This is a genomic window from Sphaerisporangium sp. NPDC049003, assembly GCF_043197795.1.
Taxonomy (GTDB): Bacteria; Actinomycetota; Actinomycetes; order Streptosporangiales; family Streptosporangiaceae; genus Sphaerisporangium.
This window is the reverse complement of record NZ_JBICTU010000013.1, coordinates 40,398-62,829: the sequence shown is the minus strand read 5'-3', so window position 1 is coordinate 62,829 and position 22,432 is coordinate 40,398. Positions and strand designations below refer to the sequence as shown.

Sequence of the window (22,432 nt, the reverse complement as noted above, 5' to 3'; positions counted from 1 at the left end):
CGATTCCCCACAGAAGTCGTGACTCCATGAGACTGGACGGAACAGGGCCGAGAGGGCCACGTGCGTGTCTCCGCTGAGACGCTGAGAACCCGGCCTGCTTCGCCGAGAATTTCAGACGCGGCGTTACCCGTCTTCTCCGAAAAAGCGTTTATGTGGCCGGGTCCAGCCGCCCTCACCGGCGATTGTGGCCGCAATTTGGAAGATGAGCGGCGAGGGTTCCGGCGACCATGCTGGAGTCCGGATCAATTCCGGCAGACGGGACCGATGATGATCTGGCGGCGCTGGAGCTCCTGGGACTGCTCGGCTACCCGAGCGTCGTGCGCGTCTGGAACATGGTCGACCGGATCAACGTCGTGGACGACCAGGGTCAGGACGTGTACGGGCGGTTCTGCAGGGGCCGCGCGTCGGCGTTCGAGCGGCACGAGGTCTCGGGGACGCTCATCCCCGCCGCCACCTGCGTGGGCAACCACGGTGGCGGCATAGCCTTCTACTTCCTCGCCTGCCGCTCGGCGAGCGTGACGAACATCGAGAACCCCCGCCAGATCCCGGCGTACCAGTATCCCCGCCGGTACGGGATCAAGGCGCCGAGCTTCGCGCGGGCGACGTACCTGTCGACGGGCCGGGCGGACCGGCCTGACCATCTCTTCGTCTCGGGAACCGCCGGCATCATCGGGCACGAGACCGTCCACCGGGGCGACGTCGAGAGGCAGTGCGCCACGACCCTGGAGAACATCGCCGCGCTCGTGAGCGGGGAGAACCTCGCGAGGTACGGGATCGGGGCGGACCTCACGCTCCACGACCTCCACACCGTGAAGGTGTACGTCAAGCACGACGCGGACGTCGACCTGGTGCGCCGGATGTGCTCCTCCGCCTTCGCGCGACACGCCGACGTGGCGTACACCAACGTGGACATCTGCCGGGACGACCTGCTGGTGGAGATCGAGGGGGTCGCCTCACCCCGTCCGGCCCGCTCGCTCTGAGCCTCACCCCCCGTCCGGCCCGCTCGCTCTGAGCCGTTCCGTCCGGCCCGGCCCGGCCCGCCACCCCGGGCGGCCCGTGGCCGTAGCTATCCGAACGCGATCTTCCCGCCGTTCCGGTCTCGTTTAGCGGCCCGGCTCCCGGGCAGCGGCCTGGTCATGGCTACCTTGTTGTGGATCCTCGCAGTCGTCCTCGTCATCTCTGGCATCTACGTCCTCCTGGCACGCCGTGACATCCTGTGGGGCGTGGTACTGATCGTGGTCGGCCTGCTGGTCGGGCCCGGAGGAGTGAGCATCTTCAATGTGTAGGCACGGGAGACCGTGCCCAGCCGTCCCTTCCTCGCACACCAGTCCTTGACCGCTCGCCCGGCCGGCGACGGCGCCGGATCCGCGGCGGGCGGCGATAGCGAAAGCACAGGGCCGGGCGCCCTCCCGAGTGGAGGGCGCCCGGCCCTTTCTCATGGCGCCTCGATCCCTCCGTCGGGACGGCGGACCGTGGCGGCCCAGCGCTCGAACAGGTGCGTGACCGGCGGGTAACCGGCCGCGGCGGCCTCGTCGACGTCGATGCCCCAGCCGGGCGCGTCGTTGGGATACAGGTAGCCGCCGCGCGGAACGAGTGTGCCGGGGAACACCGCGAGGGTGGCCTCGTTGTAGACGTGCCCCTCCTGGATCGCGAACGCCGGGGTCGTGACGTCGAGCGCCACGTTGGCCGCCGCGCCGATCGGCGAGACGTCGGCGGGCGCGTGCCAGGCGGTGCCCACCCCCGTGAGCTCGCACAGCGCCACCAGCTTGCGTGCGGGGGTGAGCCCGCCCACCGCCGACACGTGCACGCGCAGCAGGTCGACCCCACCCCCGGTGACCAGGCGGGCGGCGTCGGCGACCGAGGAGACCTGCTCCCCCACCGCGATCGGCATCGGAGCCGCGGCACGTACCTCCGGAAGCCGGTCGTACAGCTCCAGCGGGATCGGGTCCTCCAGGAAGAACAACCGGTAGGGCTCCAGCGCGCGCACCAGGCCGACGGCCTGCTTGACCGAGAGGCGGTGGTGCACGTCGTGCAGCAGCTCGATCTCCTCCCCGAGCTCAGCCCGGGCCGCGGCCATCAGCTCCGGCACGGTGCGCAGGTACTGCTGGACGTCCCAGCCGTCGGGGTTCGGGCGGCCGGGATACCCGCCCCCCTTCCCTGGCGCGCCGTAGCTGCCGAGCCCCGGCTGGCCGACCTGCACCCGGACGTGCCGGTATCCATCGTCGATGATCCTGCCGGCCTCGGCGAGGGTCTCGGAGATCGAAGCGCCGCCCGCGTGCAGGTAGAGCTCGGCCGCCGACCGTACCCGCCCGCCGAGCAGCTCGTACACGGGCATGCCGGCCCGTTTGCCCGCGATGTCCCACAGCGCCTGGTCCACGCCGGACAGCGCGCTGTTGAGCACGGGCCCGCCCCGCCAGTACGACGACAGGTACACCATGCGGGTGATGTCCTCGATGTCGGCCGGGTGCCGGCCGATCAGCATGGGGGCCACGTGCCGCTCGACGGTGGTGGCGACGGCGTGGAAGCGCTGGGTGAAGGTGGCGCAGCCGAGGCCGTACAGCCCGGCGTCGTTAGTGTCGACCCGCACCACGACGAGGGGGACGCCTTCTGGCGCGGTCACGATCGGTCGCACGCCGGTGATGCGCAGGGCGTCGCGGGCGGGCCATGGCGCCTGGGTCTGCGGCATCACGCCGCCCTCTCCGGGCCCGCTCACTGGATCACCAGGCCGGAGGCCGCTTCGACGGGGTAAAGGTGCTCGGCGTGGAAGCCCAGCAGCGCGGCGGCGGCGCTCACGTCGATGGGCGCCGCACGCCCCGGCAGGGGGGCGCGGCGTTCGGCACCCGGATGGAACCGGTCGAGGAGCGCCTCGGTGGGCTGCGGGGCCAGGGTCGTCGGCGCGGCCACGAACAGCACGTGGGCGCCCGTCACCGGACGGGTCGCGGCGAGCCAGTTCGCCCGGGCGGCGTCCCTGGTGTCCAGGTACGTCCACAGCTCGTGGGCGCCCGTTCGCGGATCGGCGGCGTAGCTCGCGGCCCGGCCGGGGAGCTGGTCGGCCGGCCCGCCGAGCAGGGGGAAGCGCAGCGCCACCGAGTCCATGCCGTAGCGGCGGGCCATCATCGCGGCGGTCGCCTCGTCCACCTGCTTCGACAGGGCGTAGGGATCCTCCACCTGGAGCGGCAGGGCCTCGTCGATCGGCACGTACGCCGGATGCAGCTCCCGTGACGACCAGGGCAGGCCGAGGACCGAGAAGCTGCTGGCGATCACGGCCCGCCGCACACCCGCCTGGGCCGCCTCCTCAAGGACGACGAAGGTCGCCCGGGTGTTCCCGGCGAACACCTGCTCCGGTGTGCCGAGGCTCGGCGCCGCCAGCGCGGCGCAGTGGATCACGGTGTCCACTCCCTCCAGCGCGGCACGGACGGCGGACACGTCCCCCGCGCTGCCCGTCACCACCCGGTCTGCCGGCAGGTCCCCGGGGTCGTCGAGGTCGAGTGCGGTCGCCGGGACGCCTTCATGGGCGAGCAGGCCGAGCGTGGCACGCCCGAGCCTGCCCGCCGCGCCGGTCACCAGGATCCGACGCGGGTCGCGGATCAATCAGTTCACCACCTGAACAGGTCGCGGGCCGATACGTTCTCGCCCAAAGCTATGCCTTCTCCCCGCACCCGGACCGTCCCGGGTGCTTCTCAAGGTCACGACCGTCCCCCTCAGCGACGCGGTCAGGTTCCGGTCAACGTGCCGCCGCCGGGATCCGGTCGCGCCGGCTGACGTTCAGGTAGAGCACGAAGCCCAGGATCGTGGCCAGGAACAGGCCGCTCGTGACGACCGTGCCCAGGCCCAGGCCGCCTGCGTCCGCCGGCTGGGACAGGTAGTCGCCGATCGAGGCGCCCAGTGGCCGGGTCAGGATGTAGGCGAGCCAGAACGCCGCCACGGCGTTGAGCTTCAGGCCGTAGTGGGCGGTGGCGACCAGCGCGATGACGACGCCGAACACCACGGCCGACAGGGCGTAGCCGAGGTTGAGCGACTCGGCCAGCAGGTCGCCCGCCGCGGTGCCCAGGGCGAAGGTGAACAGGATGGCCAGCCAGTAGAACGCCTCGCGCCGCGTCGTGTGGATGGTGTGGATCGAGAGCGTGCGCTCAGCGGCGTACCAGGCGGCGAAGGTGATCGCGAGGGCGACCGCGAACCCGATGGTCGTGACCTCCAGCGGGACACCGAAGGCGTCGGTCAGGTTGTCGGTGATCAGCGTGCCCACGACGCTGATCAGCACGACGACGAGCCAGTATGCACCGGGCATGTACTGGCGCAGCGAGAACTGGATGACCAGGGCGGCGATCAGCAGCGCGGTCATGACGTAGGTGGTGTTGGTCAGGCCCAGGCCGAGGGCGGCGTTGAGGAAGTCGGCGGCCGTCTCGCCGACCGTCGTGCACAGCACCTTGATGATCCAGAAGAAGATCGTGACCTGAGGGACCTTGTTGAGTGTTCTCATGCCGTCAGGCTCACATCGGCCGCCTGAAATCATCCTGACCGCGTTCAGGCCAGCGGCAGCCGGACGACGAAGCGGCCTTTCGATCCGGGAAGCGCGGTCACGTCGCCGCCGCTCGCCCGCGCCAGCCGGCGGGCGAGGGCCAGGCCGAGCCCGGATCCTTCCGCCAGATGAGACGCGCTGCCCCGGTGGGCGGGGTCGAAGATCAGCTCCTCTTCGCCGGGGCGGACCCCCGGGCCGTCGTCGGTGACGGTGAGTGTGAGGGCCGATCCGTCGCGGTCCACCGTCACCTGATCCGTCGAGCCGTACGCTCGGGCGTTGTGGCGCAACGGGGCCAGGACGTGCGCCACGAGTTCGCGCTCGCAGCTCACGCGCAGGCCGGGGTCGCAGGCGAAGTCCACCCCCGGCCCCTGGACCGCGTCGCCGATCCGGCATCCCGTGGAGGTGATCGGAGTCCTGGAGAAACCCAGTAACGTGTCGACGACCTGGGCGAGCTCGCCCGTGTGCGTCACGACACCGTCCAGCGCCCGCCGAAGTTCCGTGACCGGCCGGGGCCGCAGCAGGGCGATCTCCGCCTCGGCGCGCAACCGTGCCAGGGGCGTGCGCAGTTCGTGCGCGATCTCGGCCGAGAGCAGCCGTTCGTGCCGCAGGTTGGTCGCCACACGGTCGAGCAGCACGTCGAGCCCGGCGGCCAGGCCGGTGAGTTCGTCTCGGGCGGGTCCAAAGGAGAACCGCCGGTCCAGGTCGTGCTCGCTCCACTCCAGAGCCTGCCGGGTCATCGCGCTGACCGGCCGCAACGCGGCCCGGACGATCTGCCGGGTGAGCAGGGCCACCAGCCCCAGCACGATCAGGTCCAGCGCCGAGGCGGCCATCAGCGCGATCCGCCCGCTGTCCCAATACGGGCGCATCGACACGCTCACCACGACGGTTCCTCCCCGTGGAACGGGGACGGCCAGCAGCCGCGCGTCGCCGACGTCCCGCATCCCGGTGGTGAGCGTGGTGGCGGCCTGGTCGAGGGCGGCTCCGGCACGTGGACGTGCCAGCGCGCGCCCGGCGGCGTCGAACACCCACGTGTTGTCGTCGAGCACCTGGTCCATCGGCGGATCCTCGACGGCGAGCCCTCCTGGTGTCACCTCGACCGTGGTCATGGCGGCTTCGGCGCGGGAGCGCAGCACGCGTACGGCGTCCTGGTCGAGACCGTGAGTGAGAACGGCCCAGAAACCGATGGTGAGGACCAGCAGCGCGGCGGCGACCGAGGCGGTCGTGACCGCGAGGAGGCGGCGGCCGATCACGAGAACCGGTACCCGATGCCGCGCGCCGCGGTGATGCTCGCCTCGCCGTTCAGGCCGGCGAGCTTGCGGCGAAGCCGTGTGATGTAGGAGTCGAGGGTGTTGTCGTGCACGATGGCGCCGTCCGGCCAGGCGGCGGCGATCAGCGCGTGCCGCCTGACGACCTCGCCCGGCCTGGCCAGCAGAGGGGCCAGCAGACGGAACTCGATCGGCGTGAGATCGACGACGCGCTCCCCGTCGGTGGCGCAGTGCCGCGCCGGGTCCAGGCGCAGCCCACCTTCGCCCGGGGCGGCGGGCACGGCCCTGCGCGCCAGCGCGTGCAGCCGCACGATCAGCTCCTGGAACGCGAATGGCTTGACCAGGTAGTCGTCGGCGCCCGCGCGGAACCCCGCCAGCAGGTCGTGCAGCCTGTCGCGCGCGGTGATCAGCAACACGGGCACGTGCACGCACCGGGCTCGCAGCGCCATGACGACGTCGCGGCCGTCGGCGTCGGGCAGGCCGATGTCGACGACGAGCAGGTCAGGCGGGCCCGCCTCGACGCCTGTGAGCAGCTCGCGGGCGGTGGGGACGCTCAATGTGATATCGAAACCCTCCTCCCGCAGACCACGGGTGAGGAGGCCGCGCAGCGGCAGGTCGTCCTCGGCGATCGCCACGGTCGGCACCTCAGCTCGCCTCGGCCAGGTCGGCGAGCAACCGGCGCCACTGGCCGCCGACGCGGGCCGGATCGTACCGCTTGGCGGTCTGCAGGCCACGCGTGCCGAGTTCCCGGCGTCGCCTGTCGTCGCGGATGAGCTCTTCGAGTGCCTCGGCGAGCGCGGCGGTGTCGCCGGGCGGCACCAGCAGGCCGTCCCGCTCCGGGGTGACGATCTCGCGGGGGCCGTTCGGGCAGTCGAAGCTGACCACGGGCACGCCCTTGCTGAGCGCCTCGACGATCGTCATGGAGAAGCCCTCGTGCCGTGAGCTCAGCGCGAAGACCGAGGCGGCTTCGAGCTGGGCGCCGATGTCGGCCCGCGCTCCGGTGAGTTGCACCGAGTCCTGCAGCTCGCGTTCGTGTACGGCCGCGACGAGCTTGGCCATCTGAGGGCCCTTCCCGACGATGCGCAGCCGCCAGTCCGGGAAGTCGGGGGCCACCTGTTCCCATGCCTTGATCAGCAGGTCGAATCCCTTGATCCGGGTGAGCCGCCCGACGGCGAGCACGGTGCGTTCCCGCAGAGGCGACGGGCCGCCGGTGAGCGGGGTCAGCGCGTTGGGGATGCGTTCCAGGCGCGGGGCGGGCCCGAGCAGCGTGCGGTAGGCGGCCAGATCCGCCTCGGTCAGTGTCACCAGCGCCGACAGCCGGCCGTATCTACGGCGGATCAGCGCCCGGACACCGGGCCTGTGGGATTCCAGGCCGACGTGCTCCTGCGCGATCGTGATGACCTCCGGCGGCGCGAACAAGGCGGTCACCAGGTTCAGCCCCGGCCGGGTGGTGATCAGGACGCCTCCGCGCAGTCCACGCAGGAAGCGGACGAGCAGCCAGTCGGTCCGCAGCGAGAAGCTCCGGTACGCGGCCTCGTCGCGGGGGATCAGGCGGCTGGGCATCGCGGCGATCCCCCGGCGGCGCCCTTGTGTGCGGTCGTCGAGGAAGGTGACGGTGACACCGTCGGGCACGGCGAAGAAGGGTTCGGGCCGGGTCCGTACGACGCTGACGATCTCGACCTGGTGATCGGTGGCCAGTTCGGCGGCCAGATTGTAGACCGATCTGATGGTGCCGCCCATCCCGTTGGCGTGCAGCAGCAGGATCCGGATCTTCCGCCGGCCGGGCGGGCCCGCATCGCGCGAGCGCCGGCGGTTGGCCCGGTTCAGCAGCAGCACGCCCAGTCTGCGGCCCTGGCTCAGGCTCGATATCAGGACGATGGCGGCGGGGGCGGCGACCAGCGAGCCGACGGTGTCGGTCAGGTAGTGAGCGCCCAGGTAGATCCGCGCGAACATCTGCGCCATGACCACGACGGCACCCACGGCGATCACCCAGCGTCGTCGCACGAGCAGCGCGGCGACGACGGCCAGGGACAGGGTCAGGCACACGTGGCCGCTCGGGAAGCTGTTGTCGCCCAGTTCGCCGAGCAGGGCGTGCTGGATCGGCGGACGGGGTCGCGCGACCACCACTTTGAGGACCATGCTGATCCCCCACCCGGCCAGGACGATGACGACGGACCGTGCCGCGTCGGCCCGTCTCCCGGCGAAGGTGAGCCACGCCGTCAGGACGACGACGACGACGATCCCCGCGACCGTGCTGAAGCCGAGGTTCAGCACCTGCGCGACGCCCGTCGGCCACGGGGCGCGAGCCGACTGGACGGCCCGGCTGAACGCCCAGTCCCATGCCGTCCAGCCGGGCGTGCGCGCGGCGAAGCCGAGCAGGGTGGCGAGTACCAGGGCGAGGACGCTCAGGAGGAACCGGGTCTTCATTGTCACCATGTGTTTCCGATCGGACGGCAGAGGTGCCAGAAATGGGCCCGCGGCAGGGGTGCGGCCGTCCGGGTCCACCTGGCGAGGTACGGCACGCGCTTACGCATGTGGAGCCCCGTCTCACAGGTCCCGAAGGACCGTCAGCGGCGGACGGCGGGCCGCCCTCAGTGCGATGACCCCGGCGGCTGTCAGCACCACCAGGCACAGCCCGGCCAGCGTGGCCAGGTGTCCCCAAGGGACGGCGAGATGGTCGGGCGGCGGATCGAACACGCCGTTCAGCACGACTACGAGCATTCGCGCGAGGGCCCACCCCGCGGCCGTTCCGAGTACGGCCGCGCCGATCCCGACGAGGGCGACCTCGGTCCAGATGAACGCTCCGAGCTGCCGCGGCCGGGCGCCGAGCACGCGCGCCAGTGCGAAGGTCCGGCGGCGTTCCGCGAAGCCGAGCACCAGCGGCAGCCCGGTGGCGGCCACGACGAGGGCCAGGCCGTAGCCGAGCTCGATGGCGCTCAGCCCGCTCAGGTCGACGGCTGTCAGGCTTGATCCGACGACCCGGCGCGTGGTGTCCAGGTCACTGACGCCGGCGTCCGGGCCGAGTCGCGCGCGCATCCGCGACGCCACCACGTGTGGCGCCGTCCCGTCGGTGGAGATCAGGAACGTCGTCGAGCCGCACGAGCCGGGGCACGCGGTGGCCAGGTAGGAGGCGTTGGCGACCAGGAAGCTGTCGCGCGGCGCCGTGGGGAACTCCGCGACGATCCCGGCGTAGTGGAACGGCACGATGTGACCGTCCTGGCTGCGCAGTCGCACCAGGTCGCCCGGTTTCAACTGGAAGTCGGTGACGGTCTCCTGGCTGACCAGCAGAGCGTCCGGCCTGGCGGCCAGCTTGGCGACGGCGCCCGTGGCCGTGTCACCGGGGAAGTAGGCGTCCTGCAGCCGCGCCGCCGAAACCACGGTGCCCGCGCGCAGGCCGTACAGGTCCTGCAGGTCCGAGCCCACGTACGCGAAGCCGTGCTGGAGCGGTTCGACCGCCGACACCCCCGGCACGGCGGACAGCTGGTGTTCGCTCGCGTTCGTCCGGGTGACGGTGACGTCGGCCCCGTTGGTGAGCACGGCGTCGACGTCGGCCTGCTGCTGGTAGGTCGCGTTGAAGGTCGCCGTGGTCAGCACGAACGCCACCGCGAGCGCGGCCGTCGTGACACCCCGGCCGACGGGTCGCGCCTGCCGGGCGATGGAGGCCGCGACGGTGCCGCCGAGCCCGCTCGCGAGCGGCGCGGCGAGCCGGGCGACCAGCCGCCTGCCCGGACCGAGCAGCAGCAGGACCAGCCGCCAGATGAGCAGCCCGAGCCCGGCCCACAGCAGCGCGGGCGCGGCGAACGCCCAGTAGTCGACGGAGATCTGGGTCAGCCCCTCCGGGACCAGGACGAGCTGGTGGCCGGTGTCCAGGGAGAACAGGATCAGGGAGGCCGCGACGAGCACGAGGTCGAGCCAGTAGCGCAGGACGACCGGCCGGCGATCGGGGCCGACGGGCGCCCGCCCTGTGACCACACTGCCCGGCCGCAGCGCCGGCGGCAGCACCGTCACACCGGTGACCATCAGGCCGAGAGCCGCGCTGACCAGGCCCCATGTGCCGATCGGGCCGGTGAGCGCGGCCAGGCCGAGCCCCGCGATCGTCCCCACGGCCCACGCGAGCAGCGTCTCGGCCAGCGCCAGCCGCAGGAAGGCGGCCGGGGTCGCGCCTCTGGCGCGCAGCAGCGCCTGTTCGGCGGCGCGGCGTACGGCCCCGGATCGGGCGACCGACGCGGTCAGCAGGACCGCGAGCACCACACCGGGCACGCCGAGGAACACGAACAGCAGCTGGGAGTACAGCGCGTCCTGCCGGGCGGCGTCCAGGGCGGCGCCGAGGTTGTCGCCGACCAGGCCGGTTCCCGCCATCCGCGCTTCCAGGTTGCGCGCTGCGCCGGTGACCTTGACGTACGCGGCGGCGGGGTCGGACGGCAGGTGATGGTCCAGGCGCACGTGGTACTGGGTCCGCGCCGTAGGGCCGCCGGCGAAGAGCGGGCGCCACCGCGCGGCGGGAAGGATCAGAACGTTGTCCGGCGGTGCCTGAGGCTGGGCGCCCGCCGGCGCGCCGACCCGCTGGAAGAGCGCGTCGGCCTGGGGTAGCTCCACGATTCCGGACACCTTGACCGGGGCATCCGGCTGCCCGCGCCGGTGTACGCTGACGGTCGTTCCGGGCTGGGCGTGCAGGTTGGCGGCGGTCTGCTGGGCCAGCAGCGCGCCGGTCATGTCGCCGGCCAGCAGCCGCATCTGACCGGGAAAGACCCTGGTGTAGTCGGCGGTGACGCCGAGCGCGCGGCCCGGACCCGTGTCCATGCTGGGCACACTGAGCCCGTCGAAGGTGCCGAACTCCACCGTGCGGGACGTGCCGGGCATCGGGGTCGTGATGGTGGCGCCTGGCTGCGCCTCGACCTGCCAGTCGACGGCCACCCGGCCGGTCGATCGTGCCGTCATCGTCGCCTTGGCCGAGGCCAGGAACGTGCCGAGTGCGGCGGGCAGCGCCACCGCCAGCGCGATTCCCATGGCGGCCAGGGCCAGCCGGGTGGGCCTGCGGGTCAGCAGGCCGCGCAACCAGAGCCAGGTCAGCATGTCAGTGCTCCGTCCCGCATCTGCCAGCGCAGGGGTAGTAGCCGCGCGATCCGGGTGTCGTGGGTGGCGACGACCAGAGCCGCGCGCAGTTCCTCCGCCACGGTCATCAACAGCTCGACGACCCGGGTGGCCTGCGGCGCGTCCAGCTGGGCGGTCGGCTCGTCGGCGATGATCAGTCGCGGTGAGCCGGCCAGGACGCGGGCGACCGCGACCCGCTGCGCCTGGCCGCCGGACAATTCCTGAGGCAGCTTCGTTGCCAGGTCGCCGATGCCCACGGCGTCGAGGGCCGCCATGGCGCGGGTCCTGGCGTCTTCGGCCGGATGCCCGGCGATGAGCAAGGGCAGCGAGACGTTCTCGGCCGCGTCCAGTGGCGGCAGCAGGCTCGGGCCCTGGAACACCACGCCGACCTGGCCGCGCGGCTCGCCGCCCAAGCCGGGCCAGGTGATCGTGCCGGTGGTGGGCAGGTCCAGGCCCGCGAGCAGATGGAGCAGGGTGGTCTTCCCCGAACCGGACGGCCCGGTCAGCGCGACCTGGTCGCCCGCGCCGAGCGTGCACGAGATCCCGTGCACGGCCACGACGGCTCTGTGGCCGCGCCCATAGGCGCGCGCGACGTCCTCGCAGGTGGCGACGCTCATGCGATCCGCCCATCGGAGAGTTCGACGATCCGGTCGGCCCTGTCGCGCACGGCCGCGCTGTGCGAGGCGATGACGATCGCGGTCCGCTCGCGGGCCTGGTCCCTGATCAGGTCGAGCACGGACGTTTCGCTGTCGGCGTCAAGTTCCCCCGTCGGTTCGTCGGCGACCAGGAGGGCGGGACGGCATGCGAGCGCCACCGCCAGCCCGGCTCGCGCGACCTCACCACCGGACAGCGCGCTCGGCCGCGCGTCTCGAAGACCGGTCAGTTCGAGGCGTTCGAGCAGTTCGCCGGCGTACGCGCGATCGGGCCGCCGGCCGAGCGTCTGAGCGAGCCGCAGGTTGCCGGCGACGGTGAGATGCTCGATCAGGTTGCCGCTCTGGAACAGCACACCGATGAGGCGTGACCGCAGCCGCGCCTTTTCCGCCTCGGGCAGGTGACTGATGCGGCGCCCGGTGACGCGGACGCTGCCGCCGTCCGGGTCGTCGAGCCCGGCGACGCAGTTGAGCAACGTCGACTTGCCCGACCCCGATGGCCCGCTGACCACCACGACCTCGCCCGCGTCCACGCCGAGCGAGACCCCGCGCAGTGCTCTGGTCTCCTCCTCGCCGGACCGGTAGAACCGGTACAGCTCGTCGGCCTGGAGGATCACGAGGTCCACCGGAACGAGTCCGACACCGTGCGCCACGGGTCCACGTTGTCGGCGCCGACCGGGCCGGTCAGGGTCAGCACCGCCTGCTTGCCGCCCTTGGTGAAGACGTAGCGCTCGACCTCGTCGCGGATGACCTTGCCCGTCACCGCGTCAGGGACGCTGTCCATCCGGAAGACGGTGAGCCGGGCTTGGCCGCCGGAGCGACTGACGGTCTTCTGGTCGACGCGCTCCGCGCCTGACGGGTCGGACGGGGCGCCGATCTCGACGCGTACGCTGTTCAGCTTGTCGGTGAAGGTCGCCCCGGTGGGCAGGTCACCGCGTGACCACCCCTCGGGCACCTTGATCTCGTACCCCTGGCCCTGTGGCTGGAAGGGGAGGTAGACGGTGTCGTCGGGAATGTCGCCCACCGGGTTGGACTCGCTCGGGTGTGCCGTCGCCTGGGAGACGGGCGCCGTCGTGGCCGGGGCGGCCTGGGGCTGCCGGCCGGCGCATCCGCCCACCGCCGTCATCATGCCGATGACCAGCGCGAGCGTCACGGGGTATCGCAAGTTCATGAATGCAAACGTAGAAACCCCGTGGTCAGCGTCCGCTGAACGATGGGTTAGCGGAGCGTTCACCTTCGTCCCGAGGCCGCCGGCGGCGGTCGCCGCGCGGCGTCACCGAACATCGGTCACTCAAGGCGATGAAAACGGCCGCGGAGGACCGATGGGCGTGTGATTATCGAGACGCTAACCTCCGAACTGCGACGATGCGGGCATGAGGCAGCGAGGAACTCCATTGCGCCGCCGAGCGCTGGCCACGATCGTCGCCGTGACGGCCCTGGCGGTTCTGCTGTTCGCGGCGCCACTCGCGATCTCGGTCAACCGTCTCTACCGCGACCAGGCCGTCTCCGCGCTGCAGAAGGACGCCGCGTGGATCGCCGCGGCGATCCCCGACGACGTCGGCACCGATCCGAACCTGCCGCTCGTCCTGCCGGAGAACATCTCGGCCCACCTGATCGTGGGCATCTACACCGTCGACGGAAAGCGGCTGTTCGGCGCGGGTCCGGCGACGTCGGCGTTAGCCGTGCTGGGCCGGGACGGGCACACCCACCAGATGGTCGAGAACGGCGATCTCGCGGTGTCCGCGCCCATCCCGTCCGACGAGGGCATCACCGTCACGGCCCGCGTCGCCACGGCGTACGACGAGGTGGAGGAGCGCGTCCACCAGGCGTGGCTGGCTCTCGGCGGGCTCGCCCTGGTCGTGCTCGGCCTGGCCGCCGCCATGGCGATCTACCTGGCCCGCCGCCTGGCGACCCCGCTCGAACGGCTGACCGGTGCCGCGCAGGCTCTCGGTGACGGCGACTTCACCGTACGGGCGCCCAGATCGGGGGTTCTGGAGGCCGACCAGGCCGGGGAGGCACTGGAGGCCACCGCGCGGCGGTTGGGCGACGCGCTCTCCCGCGAACGCGCGTTCAGCGCTGACGTCTCGCACCAGTTGCGCACGGGGCTGACCGGACTCATGCTCGGCCTGGAATCGGCGCTGACCCGGCCGTCCGCAGACGGGACCGAGGCGATCAGGAACGCGCTCGCTCGCGGCGAACGCGTGCAGACCATCATCGAGGACCTCGTGACCCTCGCGCGCGACGCCCACGGCTCCGGGCTTCCGCTCGACCTGCCCGCGCTGATGAAAGAGGTGCGCCAGGACTGGCACGGGCTGCTCGCCGCGCAGGGGCGCCGCCTCAGGATCCGGGTGGACGCGGACCTGCCCATGGTGACGGCGTCCTCGGCGGCCGTCCGCCAGATCCTGCTGGTGCTACTCGACAACGCGTTGCGGCACGGCGCGGGCGAGGTCGTGGTGACGGTGACCGACGTGGGGCCGGGGATCGCCGTCAAGGTGGGAGACCAGGGCGAGGGCGTGGCCGAGGGAAATGACGTCTTCGGCCGCGTGCCGCGCGGCGGCCACGGCATCGGTCTCGGTCTGGCCCGGTCGCTGGCCGAGGCCGAGGGCGGCCGGTTGCTGGTGCAGCGTGAGCGACCACCGGTCTTCAGCCTGCTGCTGCCGAGCGTCTCGTGATCACGCTCGAAGCGGTATCCCCTCATCGCCGCAGGAGCGCGCTCGTGTGGATCGTCCATCCGAGCAGGGCCCCTGCGGCGTAGCAGAGGAGGTCCGGCGGGTTGAAGGTGGAGCCGAGGACCAGCCGGGCGATCGAGCTGCGGGCCGACAGCTCGGCCGGGACCCCGGTGAGCTGGGCGAACTCGATCAGCCAGCTCACGCCCAGCGCCACGCCCGCGGCCCGAATCGGACGCGTGCGCGGCGCCGCGGCGAGGACGAGGGTCTGGATGAGGAGCGTGTAGAGCAGGTCGCCCGCGTACTTGGCCACCGCGCCGTCGAGCGCGGCCCGGGCTCCCAGCCCCGCCGCCACGGTGACGGCCGCGGCGACCAGGGCGACGAGCCGGGGTTTGAGCACCCGGAAACAATAGGCCACGGCTCCGGGTCGAGCACCATCGCGAATGGGAGAGCCGCCGCGAACGTTCAGGGGGGAACGTCGGGGCGCACGCCCGGGCGACCCGTCGCCGCCCGGGCGTGCCACACGGCCGCGTAGCAGGCCACGACGGCGGCGCAGCCGTCCATGGCGCCCAGCAGCACCGAGCGCACGAGGTCGTAGAGGCTCGGCGGGGAGCCGCTCGCGAGGACGGCCGCGCCCGCGATGGCGGCGGCCCCGCCCGCCACCAGGACCAGCGCGCGCACCCGTGGCGGCACGCCCGGCCACCGTCCCGGCCGTACGGGAGCACGCCGGTACCAGGCGGCGGACCACCCGGCCAGGACCGCGAGCCCGCCCAGCGAGCTCGCGTACATGACCACGTTGAACACCCGGTGTACCCCGGCGACCGGGGCGCGCATCACCGGCCAGTGGACGACGGCGAAGCCGTCCGCGTGCGTGAACGCGTCCCAGAGCAGATGGGTGACCACACCGGCGAACAGCCCGGCGGCCACCGCGGCCCAGCGCCCGGACGGCGCACGGTCGGGCAGCCGCGCGCGCAGCCCCTCGGGGGCCAGCGCCGTCAGCGGCGTTCGCAGCACCAGGGTGAACAGCGCGAGCAGCGCGGCACCCGCCGGCACGTCCACCAGCACCGCGCCCGGCCAGCCGTGCGTGGTCTCGGAGGAGAATGGCAGCGGCACGTAGTAGGGCAGATCAGGCACCATCGCACCAACCGCCAGAGCCGTCGGAGGGAGCCACCGCCGCAACGGCAGGGCGACGACGGCGTGACTCGGCGTCAGGGGCACGTCGTTCCCGTCGCGTCGACGACGTCCACTGCGCACCTCGGGGGAAGGGAGAACGGCAAGGCTCGTGCGGAGGCCTCACGCCTCCGGGACCCGCTAGGGCTTCCGCGCGACCCCTCCGTACATCCAGATGCGGTCGAGGTCGAACACCGGGCCCTCGTTCCGCCACAGCGGAACCTGGACGAGCCCGGGGTCCACGAACCGGAAGTCGCCGAACACGCGCTCGATCTCCGCCCTGGTCCGCGGCACCGCGGGGGCCTTCGCACGCGTGTAGGTGTCGGCGACCTTCAGGACCTCCTCCTTGCGGAAGTCCTGGGTGGGGTGGGAGACGGCGAGATAGCTTCCCGGCGCCATCTCCGCGCGCAGGGGCCCGACGATGTCCTCCGGGTCCATGTCGGGGACGAACTGCAGCACTGATATGAGCATCGTGGCCATGGGCAGGCTGAAGTCGATCAGTTTGCGGACGTCGGGATCCTCGATGATCGTCTGCGGCCGCCGCACGTCCGCCGTGATGACCTTGGTCTGCCCCTGCCCGTACCCGGCCAGCAGGGCCCGAGCGTGTACCAGGACGATCGGGTCGTTGTCCACGTACACGACGCGCGCGTCGGGGGCGACCTCCTGGGCGACCTCGTGCGCGTTGCGCTGCGTGGGGAGCCCGGCGCCGATGTCGAGGAACTGCCGGATGCCCGAGGCGACCAGGAAACGCACCACCCGCTGCATGAAGGCCCGGTTCTCCCGCGCGATGGCGCGGATCTCCGGCGCCGACCTCAGCGCCTCCTCCGCGGCCTCGCGGTCGGCGGCGAAGTTGTCCTTGCCGCCCAGGTAGTAGTCGTACATCCGGGCCGGGTGAGCGATGTGCGTGTTGAGCTCGACACGCCCAGGTTCCCGGGACATCACTGGCCTCCGTCCGGATGGACCACGTCACGCGGGCCACGGCGGCCCCCGACGGCTTGCGGTCGTTCGACCTTGCCCCACGACCGTCAAAGATCATATATACGAATCTTCATGCGATGACGGGGCATGTAGATAAACTTCCGTGGAATCGACCCGGTCTCTACCGTGTTTCCGTCGTTTCCGTCGAAAGAAGCCCGATCGCGCCCCCGGCGTGGTCGCCGGAGACGAACGGCGCCTGCCGGTGGGCCTCACCGAGCAGAAGTCAGGCGGTCTCCGGAGGCGCGGCACCCCTTCAGTGGCGCAGCTCCCATTCGACGGCGGGGCGGCGGTTCATGACGACGTCCAGGCCCGCGTCGAGCGCCCGCAGGCCGGCGGCCTCGTCGACGACGCCGAGCGGCAGCCATACGGCCCTCGCGCCCGCGGCCACCGCCTCGTCGATCACCGCCCCGGCCGCCTCCGACCTGCGGTAGACGCCCACGACGTCCACCGGGACCGGGATCTCGGCGAGGGTCGCGTAGCCCGGCTCGCCCATGACCTCGGCCGCCGCCGGGTTCACCGGCACGATCCGCTTGCCGCGTTCTTGAAGGAGCCTGGCCTGCTGATGGACGGTCCGGTCGGGATTGTCGGTCAATCCCACGAACGCCCACGTCCGCGACTCGTCGAGCAGCCGCCTGATGACACCCTGGTCCGCGAAGAGATCTCCCATGCCCGTGCATAACGCCGCGCGCCGCCCCGTTCATCCGGACGGCAGCCGACCAGGTCACAGGCCCTGGGGATCACCCGGGCTTCCAGTGGATCCCAAGTGATCTTCAAGTCGCCTCCCCCAGGCTGGAGCCGAATTGATCAACGATGAACGGAGAACGGGGATGTACCGGCTGATCACCCGCCTACTCACCCGCGTGTCGCTCGGCGGCGCGCTGGTCGCGGGGTCTCTGCTGACGGGGAGCACCGCGCACGCCGACGCCGCACCGCAGGTCCGGGTCGTACTTGAGAGCTTCACGGCCTTCATCTTGGAGGAGAGCGGTCACGACGAGATCTACGTGACGGCCCAGCGTGGCAGCAGCAAGTCGCAGAAGCTCTTCCCGCAGTCCGACTCCTACCTGTCGGTCGCCAAGAACGACTGCGTCTCCATCAGGGGGGGCGCCTGCCCTGTGGGCTCCCGCCTGCGGAGCTTCAGCGCCGTCAACACACCGACTTACCCGGCCGACGGCCAGATCCTGATGGTGACCCTCTGGGACGACGACCTTTCGGGCGACGACGCGCTCGTCAACGTGCCGCTCTGGCCGCACCCGATCAGCGAGAACGAATACCACACGGAGAACGCTCGCATCAACGGCTACTACTACCAGCTCAAGTTCCGGCTCGAGCCGGTCTGGGCCTGAGGGGGACGACATGAGCAAGTTCCTGTCGAGAATCACCGCCACCGCGGCCGCGTTGACGCTGGCCGCGATTCTGGCGCCGGCCGCCGACGCCGCCTCACCGAGTCCGGAGACGGGTCCAAAGAAGATCGTCTCGGAGAAGTCCGGGCTCGCCCCCCTGGCCCTCAACCTGGTGCTCGGCTCCCTGGAGGCCTATGACCTGGAGGAGAGCGGCCAGGACGAGGTCCGCATCGAGCTCAAGGCCGACAACGGCGAGTGGTACAAGTTGTGGCCGACCAACGGCAGCAATGCCAACACCTATCTCGGCAACTGCTGGGTCTTCACGAGCACCGCCGCGAACTGCTCGCCGGGATCGTCCCGTCTCCCCGCCGGGCCGTACGTCCACCTGACCCTCGCCCCCGGCGCCCGCTTCACGATCCAGGTGTGGGAGGACGACCTCGTCGGCGACGACCTGCTGCTCAGCGTCCCGGTGACCGTCATGGGCGGCACGCAGATCATCGACGCCTCGACCCCTTCCGGCAAGGGGTTCAAGTACCGCCTGAACGCCCGCATCGAGTAACGCCCTTTCCGGATTCCGCGACGGCCGCCGTGCTCGCACGGCGGCCGTCCGCCGTCTCGGCCCGCCCCGAGCACTGATCACGGGCGGCGGTAAGCGGTCACGCGGACGGGCTGATCGGGCGCCCGGTGGTTAGATCCGGCCCGTGATGCCGATGAATGGCATAGGAACGGGTGCCGGAGACGCGGCCCGTACCGCCGGGGAAGGCAGGGCCGGCGGCCACGAGGCGGCGTGACCACCCGGGAAGCCGTTCCGCCGGCGACTCCGGCCCGAGGGGGGGATCATGGACCAGGTCTGGGTGATCGTCCTGCGCGCGCTGTGCGGTGGCCTGCTCGTCATGGCCTTCGCCCTGCTCGGCGAGATGGTGACCCCCAAAAGGTTCGCCGGGATCTTCGCCGCGGGGCCGGCCGTCGCCCTGGCGGGGATGACCGTGACCTGGGTCTTCACGGGCGGCACCGAGGTCGCGGAGGCCGCCCGGGGGATGATCGTCGGATCGGTCGCGCTCGTGGCGTACTGCGCGTCGGCGGCTCCCCTCGTGGAACGCCTGGGCGTCGTCGCCGGCTCGGTGGTCGCGATAGCGGTGTGGGCGGCCGTCGCCGCGGTCGGCTGGCCGCTGATCGCGTGAACGACTCAGAGAAGATCCGTGCCGACCCGTCGAAGCTGCGCCACATCTCGCCGGCGGCCCTGGCCGTGCGCTTCGCCTTCGGCGCGGCCGTCTCGGTGGTGGCCGGCCTGGCCGGCATCCGCTGGGGACCGGTGGCGGGCGGGATCTTCCTCGCGTTCCCGGCCGTTCTGGCCGCCACCCTCACTCTGATCGAGGCCCAGGAGCACAGCCGGTTCCTGGCCGAGCAAGACGTCCGCGGCGCCCTGCTCGGCGCGGTCGGCATGATCGCCTTCGCCCTGTGCGTGTGGGCGCTCGCGGCCCGGATCCCCACGGTCGTCGCCATGGGGATCGCGACGACGGCGTGGGCCGTCGTCGCCACCAGTCTGTACCTTCTCATCTGGGGCGCCCGCCGGAGCCGATGACCCTGCGGGCCGACACCGGTCGCGCCGGGGGTGTCAGTGCTGTGTGTAACGGAGAGATGACGATACGTTCACCCCATGAGACCGCACAGCACCGGCTGGGCCACCGGATTCCTCGTGGCCGCGCTCGTGGCCGCCGCGACCCCGTCCGCCCAGGCGGACACCGGACCGCGGGGATTCCCCGCCGGGCCGTTCATCCTCAAGAACGGCAGCGGGCTGTGCCTGGGCGCCTACGACGAGGTCCGCCTCGCCAAGTCCGAATGCGACCAGGATCTCCTCCAGCACCAGTGGACCGGAAGCGGGGACGGCGAGTCCCCCGACCGGCTCGTGAGCGTCCGCCGCACGAAGCAGGGCAAGCCCGCGTGCCTCACCGCGGCGGGAAAGTCCCACGACGGAGCCGAGCTCGTCGAGTGCGAGCCTGGCGACCAGGACCCGCCCCCGTGCGAGGAGGCCGGCCCCGGCGAGGGCCGCGTCCCACGGACCCCGGACGAGGGTGACGTCTCCTCGGCTCCGGGCAAGGACCGCCCGGCGGCTCCGAGGGCCGGTGGATGCGGCGAGGCGCTGGAGACCAGCGTGTGGGCATGGGATCCGGACGACCACCTCATCGTCGGTGTCGCCGGCAGCGTCAAGGGCGGCTACCTCGTCAGGGCGGGGAGCGGCGACGGCGTGAAGGTCGTCTCGGAGGAAGAGCTGCCGGACTACCCCAAATATCGCAGGTGGGAGCTGATCGCGGTCACCCCGTCCTGACCTGGGCGAACCTCACGATGGGCCGTCCTTGGTGACGGCGCGGCTGATGACCAGGCGCTGGATCTGGTTGGTGCCCTCGACGATCTGCAGGACCTTGGCCTCGCGCATGAGGCGCTCGACCGGGAAGTCCTCCACATAGCCGTAGCCGCCGAGCACCTGCACCGCGTCGGTCGTGACCTTCATGGCCATGTCCGTGGCGAACAGCTTGGCCATCGCGGCCCGCGTGCCGTACGGCCGGCCGGCGTCGCGCAGGCGGGCGGCGTCCAGATACAGCGCACGCGCGGCGGCGACCTGCGTGGCCATGTCGGCGAGCATGAAGCCGAGGCCCTGGAAGTCGGCGATGCGCGAGCCGAACTGGCGGCGCTCGCGGGCGTAGGACGTGGCGGTGTCGAGCGCGGCCTGGGCGACGCCCACCGCGCATGCCGCGATGCCGAGCCGCCCGCCGTCGAGCGCCGCCATCGCGATGCGGAACCCCTCCCCCTCCGCCCCGACCAGCGCGTCGGGCGCGAGCCGTACGGAGTCGAGACGGACCTGGGCGGTCGGCGAGGACCTCATGCCCATCTTGCGCTCCGGGCGGGCGAACGACAGCCCCGGCGAGGAGGCCGGCACGTGGAAGCAGGAGATGCCGCGCGCGCCGTCGCCGGAGGTGCGCGCCATGAGGGTGTAGAAGTCGGCCACACCTCCGTGGGTGGTCCAGGCCTTGACGCCGCTCAGGGTGTACCCGCCGTCGTCGCCGGCCACGGCCCGGGTGGTGAGGGCGGCGGCGTCGGAGCCGGACTGCGGCTCCGACAGGCAGTACGCGCCGAGGAGCCCACCGCCGATCATGCCGGGCAGGAGCGCGGCCCTCCGCTCCTCGGTGCCGTACGCGGCGAGCGGGAAGCACGACAGGGTGTGCACCGACAGGCCGAGCCCGACGGCCAGGAACGCGCCCGCCAGCTCCTCGACGACCTGCAGGTACACCTCGTACGGCTGCTCGCCGCCGCCGTACTCCTCGGGGTAGGGAAGGCCGAGCAGCCCGGCGCGGCCGAGCGTCGCGAACACCTCGCGGGGGAAACGGCCCTCGGCCTCGTCGCCGGCCGCGCGTGGCGCGACCTCCTTGGCGATCAGGTCTTGGACCAGGTCGAGCAGGTCATGGGCCTCGGGGGTGGGCAGGGCGCGGTCGACCGCCATCGATGCACTCCGGGTCACAGGGGGTCACTTGTCATGGGAGGTCACGCCCGCGGTCACACGATGACGAGATCGCGAGGCTGGTTGTTGAGTCGCTCCGCGCCCGTCTCGGTGCAGACCAGGATGTCCTCGATGCGGGCACCGTGGCGGCCGGGGAGGTAGATGCCCGGCTCGATGGAGAACGCGAAGCCGGGCGCAAGCGGCTCGGTGTTGCCCGAGACGATGTAGGGCTCCTCGTGGGACTCCAGCCCGATGCCGTGGCCCGTGCGGTGGATGAACCGGTCACCGTGGCCCGCGTCGGCGATCGGCTCCCTGGCCGCGGCGTCGACCGACTCGCACGTCACGCCGGGACGTACGGCCTCACAGGCGGCGTCCTGAGCACGGCGCAGCACCTCGTAGTACGCCGCGAAGTCGGCGGGGGGCTCGCCCACGCAGTAGACGCGGGTGGAGTCGGAGCAGTATCCGCTCGGCATCTGGCCGCCGATGTCGACGACCACCGGGTCACCCGCCTGGATGACGCGGTCGGACAGCTCGTGGTGGGGGCTCGCGCCGTTCGGGCCGGAGCCCACGATGACGAAGTCGACGGTGACGTGCCCGGCGGCGAGGATGGCCTCGGCGATGTCCTTGCCCACCTCGCGCTCGGTGCGGCCCGTCTTGAGAAGGCCGGGCACCTGGGCGTGCACGGCGTCGATCGCGGCGCCCGCCTCGCGGAGCGCGGCGACCTCCGCGGGGCTCTTGCGCATGCGCAGCTCGCGCAGCACCGACCCGGCGAGCACCTGCTCGGTCTCCGCCAGCACGGAGCGGAAGCGCAGCGACTGCAGGGCCCACATGCGGTCGGCCAGCCCGACGGTGGCGACCCGGCCGATCCTGCGCGCCACCAGGGAGTACGGATCGTCCGTCTCGTCCCAGGGGACGAACTCCAGCCCGAGGCGCGCGGCAGGCGAGGCCTCCGCGGCGGCCAGCTCCAGCCTCGGCACCACCATGAACACCTCACCGCCGGCGGGCACCACCAGGCAGGTGAGCCGCTCCAGCGGGAGCGCGTCGTATCCGGTGACGTAGCGGAGGTCGGGGCCCGGGGTCAGCAGCAGGGCGTCGATGCCCGCGGCGGCGGTGGCTTCGCGCACGTCCGCCACACGGGTCACGGGGTAAAGATCAGACGACGTCGTTGTCACACCGACCAATGTATTCCACCGGTATTCCCGCGCCCGCACCCCCTGCCCCCCGATCACGCCGCCCGCGAGCCCGCACGGGGCCGCGGGC

24 protein-coding genes are annotated in these 22,432 nt (G+C 71.9%); 8 read left to right on the top strand and 16 right to left on the bottom strand.

Translation table 11 applies throughout. The features are described from left to right. Positions 1–227: 227 nt before the first annotated feature. Both ACGFIV_RS16010 and ACGFIV_RS16005 read left to right on the top strand, forming a co-directional pair. Positions 228–980, top strand: a complete 753-nt coding sequence (locus ACGFIV_RS16010) for a hypothetical protein (protein ID WP_358552279.1) — start codon at positions 228–230, stop codon at positions 978–980. A gap of 156 nt (positions 981–1,136) precedes the next feature. After that, positions 1,137–1,286, top strand: coding sequence for a GPGG-motif small membrane protein (locus ACGFIV_RS16005; RefSeq protein WP_358552277.1), 150 nt, complete (start codon positions 1,137–1,139; stop codon positions 1,284–1,286). A 149-nt stretch (positions 1,287–1,435) separates the two neighbouring features. On the opposite strand, the gene ACGFIV_RS16000 is transcribed toward ACGFIV_RS16005, so the two are convergent. The 10 genes from ACGFIV_RS16000 to ACGFIV_RS15955 all read right to left on the bottom strand — a co-directional run bounded on the left by ACGFIV_RS16000 (position 1,436) and on the right by ACGFIV_RS15955 (position 12,696). Further along, a complete protein-coding gene (locus tag ACGFIV_RS16000; RefSeq protein ID WP_358555069.1) occupies positions 1,436–2,713 on the bottom strand; it encodes an enolase C-terminal domain-like protein in 1,278 nt (425 codons plus the stop codon). Continuing rightward, positions 2,710–3,591 (bottom strand): NAD(P)-dependent oxidoreductase, encoded by an 882-nt coding sequence (locus ACGFIV_RS15995; protein WP_358555066.1) that lies wholly within the window; start codon positions 3,589–3,591, stop codon positions 2,710–2,712. The genes ACGFIV_RS16000 and ACGFIV_RS15995 overlap by 4 nt, the downstream gene beginning before the upstream one ends. Positions 3,592–3,724: 133 nt before the next feature. Further along, on the bottom strand, positions 3,725–4,480 hold the full coding sequence (locus ACGFIV_RS15990; RefSeq protein ID WP_358555063.1) for a hypothetical protein: 756 nt from the start codon (positions 4,478–4,480) through the stop codon (positions 3,725–3,727). 44 nt (positions 4,481–4,524) lie between these two features. Beyond that, positions 4,525–5,769, bottom strand: a complete 1,245-nt coding sequence (locus tag ACGFIV_RS15985) for an ATP-binding protein (protein WP_358555060.1) — start codon at positions 5,767–5,769, stop codon at positions 4,525–4,527. Then, positions 5,766–6,419, bottom strand: a complete 654-nt coding sequence (locus tag ACGFIV_RS15980) for a response regulator transcription factor (protein ID WP_358555057.1) — start codon at positions 6,417–6,419, stop codon at positions 5,766–5,768. The genes ACGFIV_RS15985 and ACGFIV_RS15980 overlap by 4 nt, the downstream gene beginning before the upstream one ends. A 10-nt stretch (positions 6,420–6,429) precedes the next feature. Continuing rightward, entirely contained in the window at positions 6,430–8,211 is a 1,782-nt protein-coding gene (locus tag ACGFIV_RS15975; protein WP_392835472.1) for a glycosyltransferase, read from the bottom strand. 120 nt (positions 8,212–8,331) lie between these two features. Continuing rightward, positions 8,332–10,857, bottom strand: a complete 2,526-nt coding sequence (locus ACGFIV_RS15970; RefSeq protein WP_392835469.1) for an FtsX-like permease family protein — start codon at positions 10,855–10,857, stop codon at positions 8,332–8,334. Next, complete coding sequence (locus tag ACGFIV_RS15965) at positions 10,851–11,492, bottom strand: ATP-binding cassette domain-containing protein (protein WP_358555048.1); 642 nt, start codon at positions 11,490–11,492, stop codon at positions 10,851–10,853. The genes ACGFIV_RS15970 and ACGFIV_RS15965 overlap by 7 nt, the downstream gene beginning before the upstream one ends. Next, positions 11,489–12,151, bottom strand: coding sequence for an ABC transporter ATP-binding protein (locus ACGFIV_RS15960; RefSeq protein WP_358555046.1), 663 nt, complete (start codon positions 12,149–12,151; stop codon positions 11,489–11,491). Before ACGFIV_RS15960 ends, ACGFIV_RS15965 begins: the two co-directional genes overlap by 4 nt. Then, positions 12,139–12,696, bottom strand: coding sequence for a hypothetical protein (locus ACGFIV_RS15955; RefSeq protein WP_358555043.1), 558 nt, complete (start codon positions 12,694–12,696; stop codon positions 12,139–12,141). Before ACGFIV_RS15955 ends, ACGFIV_RS15960 begins: the two co-directional genes overlap by 13 nt. A 202-nt stretch (positions 12,697–12,898) precedes the next feature. Here ACGFIV_RS15955 and ACGFIV_RS15950 point away from each other — a divergent pair, with 202 nt between their 5' ends. Further along, positions 12,899–14,197, top strand: coding sequence for a HAMP domain-containing sensor histidine kinase (locus tag ACGFIV_RS15950; RefSeq protein ID WP_358555041.1), 1,299 nt, complete (start codon positions 12,899–12,901; stop codon positions 14,195–14,197). Positions 14,198–14,219: 22 nt separating this feature from the next. Here the strand turns inward: ACGFIV_RS15950 and ACGFIV_RS15945 are convergent, their stop codons facing one another. The 4 genes from ACGFIV_RS15945 to ACGFIV_RS15930 form a co-directional block, all read right to left on the bottom strand. Beyond that, positions 14,220–14,591: a DUF2809 domain-containing protein gene (locus ACGFIV_RS15945; RefSeq protein ID WP_392835462.1), complete on the bottom strand. Its 372-nt coding sequence runs from the start codon at positions 14,589–14,591 to the stop codon at positions 14,220–14,222. Positions 14,592–14,656: 65 nt separating this feature from the next. Beyond that, positions 14,657–15,409 (bottom strand): DUF4184 family protein, encoded by a 753-nt coding sequence (locus ACGFIV_RS15940; protein WP_358555035.1) that lies wholly within the window; start codon positions 15,407–15,409, stop codon positions 14,657–14,659. Between the two features lie 93 nt (positions 15,410–15,502). Next, positions 15,503–16,300, bottom strand: a complete 798-nt coding sequence (locus ACGFIV_RS15935) for an SAM-dependent methyltransferase (RefSeq protein ID WP_358555032.1) — start codon at positions 16,298–16,300, stop codon at positions 15,503–15,505. A gap of 292 nt (positions 16,301–16,592) precedes the next feature. Then, complete coding sequence (locus ACGFIV_RS15930; protein ID WP_392835458.1) at positions 16,593–17,006, bottom strand: CoA-binding protein; 414 nt, start codon at positions 17,004–17,006, stop codon at positions 16,593–16,595. Positions 17,007–17,166: 160 nt separating this feature from the next. On the opposite strand from ACGFIV_RS15930, the gene ACGFIV_RS15925 reads away from it, so the two are divergent. The 5 genes from ACGFIV_RS15925 to ACGFIV_RS15905 all read left to right on the top strand — a co-directional run bounded on the left by ACGFIV_RS15925 (position 17,167) and on the right by ACGFIV_RS15905 (position 20,005). Then, positions 17,167–17,682, top strand: a complete 516-nt coding sequence (locus ACGFIV_RS15925; RefSeq protein ID WP_358555026.1) for a hypothetical protein — start codon at positions 17,167–17,169, stop codon at positions 17,680–17,682. Between the two features lie 10 nt (positions 17,683–17,692). Then, positions 17,693–18,238, top strand: coding sequence for a hypothetical protein (locus ACGFIV_RS15920; protein ID WP_358555023.1), 546 nt, complete (start codon positions 17,693–17,695; stop codon positions 18,236–18,238). A 280-nt stretch (positions 18,239–18,518) separates the two neighbouring features. Further along, a complete protein-coding gene (locus ACGFIV_RS15915; RefSeq protein ID WP_358555020.1) occupies positions 18,519–18,860 on the top strand; it encodes a DUF3147 family protein in 342 nt (113 codons plus the stop codon). Further along, positions 18,857–19,261, top strand: coding sequence for a DUF3147 family protein (locus ACGFIV_RS15910; RefSeq protein ID WP_358555017.1), 405 nt, complete (start codon positions 18,857–18,859; stop codon positions 19,259–19,261). Before ACGFIV_RS15915 ends, ACGFIV_RS15910 begins: the two co-directional genes overlap by 4 nt. A 75-nt stretch (positions 19,262–19,336) precedes the next feature. Continuing rightward, a complete protein-coding gene (locus ACGFIV_RS15905) occupies positions 19,337–20,005 on the top strand; it encodes a hypothetical protein (protein ID WP_358555014.1) in 669 nt (222 codons plus the stop codon). Positions 20,006–20,017: 12 nt separating this feature from the next. Here ACGFIV_RS15905 and ACGFIV_RS15900 read toward each other — a convergent pair whose 3' ends face one another. Together ACGFIV_RS15900 and ACGFIV_RS15895 are read right to left on the bottom strand one after the other, a co-directional pair. Next, positions 20,018–21,175, bottom strand: coding sequence for an acyl-CoA dehydrogenase family protein (locus ACGFIV_RS15900; RefSeq protein ID WP_358555011.1), 1,158 nt, complete (start codon positions 21,173–21,175; stop codon positions 20,018–20,020). A 53-nt stretch (positions 21,176–21,228) separates the two neighbouring features. Next, a complete protein-coding gene (locus ACGFIV_RS15895) occupies positions 21,229–22,314 on the bottom strand; it encodes a M24 family metallopeptidase (protein WP_392835450.1) in 1,086 nt (361 codons plus the stop codon). Between the last annotated feature and the right edge of the window lie 118 nt (positions 22,315–22,432).

What these genes read in the sequence shown, in the direction of transcription:
- ACGFIV_RS15920 (WP_358555023.1), top strand. Translation starts at nt 17,693, where the DNA reads ATGAGCAAGTTCCTGTCGAGAATCACCGCCACCGCGGCCGCGTTGACG.
- ACGFIV_RS15950 (WP_358555041.1), top strand. Translation starts at nt 12,899, where the DNA reads ATGAGGCAGCGAGGAACTCCATTGCGCCGCCGAGCGCTGGCCACGATC.
- ACGFIV_RS15970 (WP_392835469.1), bottom strand. Translation starts at nt 10,857, where the DNA reads ATGCTGACCTGGCTCTGGTTGCGCGGCCTGCTGACCCGCAGGCCCACC.
- ACGFIV_RS15975 (WP_392835472.1), bottom strand. Translation starts at nt 8,211, where the DNA reads ATGAAGACCCGGTTCCTCCTGAGCGTCCTCGCCCTGGTACTCGCCACC.
- ACGFIV_RS15900 (WP_358555011.1), bottom strand. Translation starts at nt 21,175, where the DNA reads ATGGCGGTCGACCGCGCCCTGCCCACCCCCGAGGCCCATGACCTGCTC.
- ACGFIV_RS15915 (WP_358555020.1), top strand. Translation starts at nt 18,519, where the DNA reads ATGGACCAGGTCTGGGTGATCGTCCTGCGCGCGCTGTGCGGTGGCCTG.
- ACGFIV_RS15955 (WP_358555043.1), bottom strand. Translation starts at nt 12,696, where the DNA reads ATGAACTTGCGATACCCCGTGACGCTCGCGCTGGTCATCGGCATGATG.
- ACGFIV_RS16005 (WP_358552277.1), top strand. Translation starts at nt 1,137, where the DNA reads ATGGCTACCTTGTTGTGGATCCTCGCAGTCGTCCTCGTCATCTCTGGC.
- ACGFIV_RS15935 (WP_358555032.1), bottom strand. Translation starts at nt 16,300, where the DNA reads ATGTCCCGGGAACCTGGGCGTGTCGAGCTCAACACGCACATCGCTCAC.
- ACGFIV_RS15990 (WP_358555063.1), bottom strand. Translation starts at nt 4,480, where the DNA reads ATGAGAACACTCAACAAGGTCCCTCAGGTCACGATCTTCTTCTGGATC.
- ACGFIV_RS15925 (WP_358555026.1), top strand. Translation starts at nt 17,167, where the DNA reads ATGTACCGGCTGATCACCCGCCTACTCACCCGCGTGTCGCTCGGCGGC.
- ACGFIV_RS15930 (WP_392835458.1), bottom strand. Translation starts at nt 17,006, where the DNA reads ATGGGAGATCTCTTCGCGGACCAGGGTGTCATCAGGCGGCTGCTCGAC.
- ACGFIV_RS15905 (WP_358555014.1), top strand. Translation starts at nt 19,337, where the DNA reads ATGAGACCGCACAGCACCGGCTGGGCCACCGGATTCCTCGTGGCCGCG.
- ACGFIV_RS15965 (WP_358555048.1), bottom strand. Translation starts at nt 11,492, where the DNA reads ATGAGCGTCGCCACCTGCGAGGACGTCGCGCGCGCCTATGGGCGCGGC.
- ACGFIV_RS16010 (WP_358552279.1), top strand. Translation starts at nt 228, where the DNA reads ATGCTGGAGTCCGGATCAATTCCGGCAGACGGGACCGATGATGATCTG.